The sequence below is a fragment of the Streptomyces sp. UH6 genome (genome assembly GCF_013421635.1).
In the GTDB taxonomy this organism is placed as follows: domain Bacteria; phylum Actinomycetota; class Actinomycetes; order Streptomycetales; family Streptomycetaceae; genus Streptomyces; species Streptomyces abyssomicinicus.
The window spans coordinates 1-2,258 of sequence record NZ_JACADT010000928.1 but is presented as its reverse complement, the minus strand read 5'-3'; the positions used below and the strand labels follow the sequence as shown (position 1 = coordinate 2,258).

At 72.1% G+C, this 2,258-nt stretch carries 3 protein-coding genes; 2 read left to right on the top strand and 1 reads right to left on the bottom strand.

Features of this window, described 5'->3' with window-relative positions:
* Positions 1-14 precede the first annotated feature (14 nt).
* Entirely contained in the window at positions 15-1,385 is a 1,371-nt protein-coding gene (locus HW445_RS27665; RefSeq protein ID WP_180223600.1) for an FAD-binding oxidoreductase, read from the top strand.
* A 52-nt stretch (positions 1,386-1,437) separates the two neighbouring features.
* Here the strand turns inward: HW445_RS27665 and HW445_RS27660 are convergent, their stop codons facing one another.
* Positions 1,438-1,857, bottom strand: a complete 420-nt coding sequence (locus HW445_RS27660) for an SsgA family sporulation/cell division regulator (protein ID WP_180223599.1) — start codon at positions 1,855-1,857, stop codon at positions 1,438-1,440.
* Positions 1,858-2,124: 267 nt separating this feature from the next.
* Between HW445_RS27660 and HW445_RS27655 the strand changes: the two genes are divergently transcribed.
* On the top strand, positions 2,125-2,258 hold a 134-nt coding region (locus HW445_RS27655; protein WP_180223598.1), incomplete at its 3' end, for a DUF2510 domain-containing protein.

Below are 2,258 nucleotides of genomic sequence, written 5' to 3'. Positions count from 1 at the left end.
GCCACCCTGGGCCCATGAGCCGTGACCTGATCACCCGACTGCTGGACGGCCTCCCCGAGGACGCCGTCCTGACCGACCCCGACGTCACCGCCTCCTACTCGCACGACATGGCCAGTTTCTGCCCGGCCGGCGTTCCCGCCGTCGTGGTCCTGCCGCGCACCACCGAACAGGTCCAGCACGTGATGCGCACCGCCACCGCGCTGCGCGTCCCGGTGGTGCCGCAGGGCGCCCGGTCCGGACTCTCCGGCGCGGCCAACGCCACCGACGGGTGCATCGTGCTCTCCCTGATCCGGATGGACCGCATCCTGGAGATCAACACGGTCGACCGGTACGCGGTCGTGGAGCCCGGCGTCATCAACGCCGCCCTCTCCCGCGCGGTCGAGGAGCAGGGCCTCCACTACCCGCCGGATCCCTCCAGCTGGGAGATGTGCACCATCGGCGGCAACATCGGCACCGCCTCCGGCGGCCTGTGCTGCGTGAAGTACGGGGTGACCGCCGAGTACGTCCTCGGCCTGCGGGTCGTGCTCGCCGACGGCCGGCTGCTGACCACCGGGCGCCGCACCGCCAAGGGCGTCGCCGGCTACGACCTGACCCGGCTCTTCGTCGGCTCCGAGGGGTCGCTGGGCGTGGTCGTCGAGGCGGTCCTCGCGCTCAGGCCGAAGCCGCCGCAGCAACTCGTCCTGGCGGCCGAGTTCAGCTCCGCGGCGGCGGCCTGCGACGCCGTCTGCCGGATCATGGAGGGCGGCCACGTGCCCTCGCTGCTGGAACTGATGGACCGCACCACGGTCAAGGCGGTCAACGACCTGTCCAGGATGGGTCTTCCGGAGGAGACCGAGGCGCTGCTGCTCGCCGCCTTCGACACCCCGGACCCGTCCGCCGACCTGGCCGCCGTGGGCGCCCTCTGCGAGGCGGCCGGCGCCACCCAGGTGGTGCCCGCCGACACCCCGGCCGAGTCCGAACTGCTGCTCAAGGCCCGGCGGTTGAGCCTGATCGCGCTGGAGGCCGTGAAGGGCACCACGATGATCGACGACGTGTGCGTGCCCCGCTCCCGGCTCGCCGAGATGCTCGAGGGCGTCGAGCGCATCGCGTCCAAGTTCCAGCTCACCATCGGCGTCTGCGCCCACGCCGGCGACGGCAACACGCACCCCACCGTCTGCTTCGACGCCGCCGACCCCGAGGAGTCGCGGCGCGCCCGGGAGTCGTTCGACGAGATCATGGCGCTGGGGCTGGAACTCGGCGGGACCATCACCGGTGAGCACGGCGTCGGCGTGCTCAAGAAGGAGTGGCTGGCCCGGGAGGCGGGGCCGGTCGCCATGGAACTCCAGCGGGCCGTGAAGGACGCCTTCGACCCGCTCGGGCTGCTCAACCCCGGGAAGCTGTTCTGAGGGATCGCCCCGGCGCCCGCTTCCGGGCCCACTGCGGCGCTCCCTCCGGGGCTCACTCCAGGGCGAGCAGCTCGGCCAGCGGGCCGTCCAGGTCGAGCAGCTCGCCCTCCCGGCCCCGGGGCACCACGCGCAGGGTGTGCGCCAGCCAGGTGGCCACCTCGCCCGCCGGGGCCTCCAGCAGCGCGTCCCCGCAGGGCGAGGAGAGCGCCAGCAGCACCACCGGCGCGCCTCCCTCCACACCGCTCCCCGGCCACACCCGCACGTCGCCCTGCCCGCAGGGCCGGAACCGGCCCTCCATCAGCAGGTCGCGGGCGAACGACCAGTGCACCGGCCGGTCGGTGCCGGAGTGGAAGGCGACGTGGACGGCGAACGGGTCGTCGGTGGCGTACCGCAGCCGGGCGGCGACCGGCGCGTACCGGTCCGTCGACATGATCATTTTCATGGTCAGCTCTCGTTCCACCACGGTGCGCATGATGGGGCTCCTCTCCCAACGGCTCTGTGTCTCTGTGGAAGGAGAGGGCCGTGCGCCCCGGGCATTACGCGACTCGCGGAGACTTTTTCGCCGCGCCCGCGTCATCCCGTCCTTCACGTCCCAAGGGACCACCGATCCGGGTGAACCCGCAGCGAAGATCAACCCGTTCGGGGCTCGTACGGCCGGACGGGCAGTGCCGGGTGCGCCGTTCTGGTATGTGTGGGTAACCCCGATTCGAATCCCGAGCAGATACCGGACACGACGGACATGAGTGCGCCCACCCCGGCCCCCGGTGACGACACACCCCGTGAGGGTTACTACCCGGACCCGTCCATTCCCGGATACGTCCGGTACTGGAACGGCTCGGCTTGGGTGCCGGGCACCAGCCGTCCGGCCCCGAC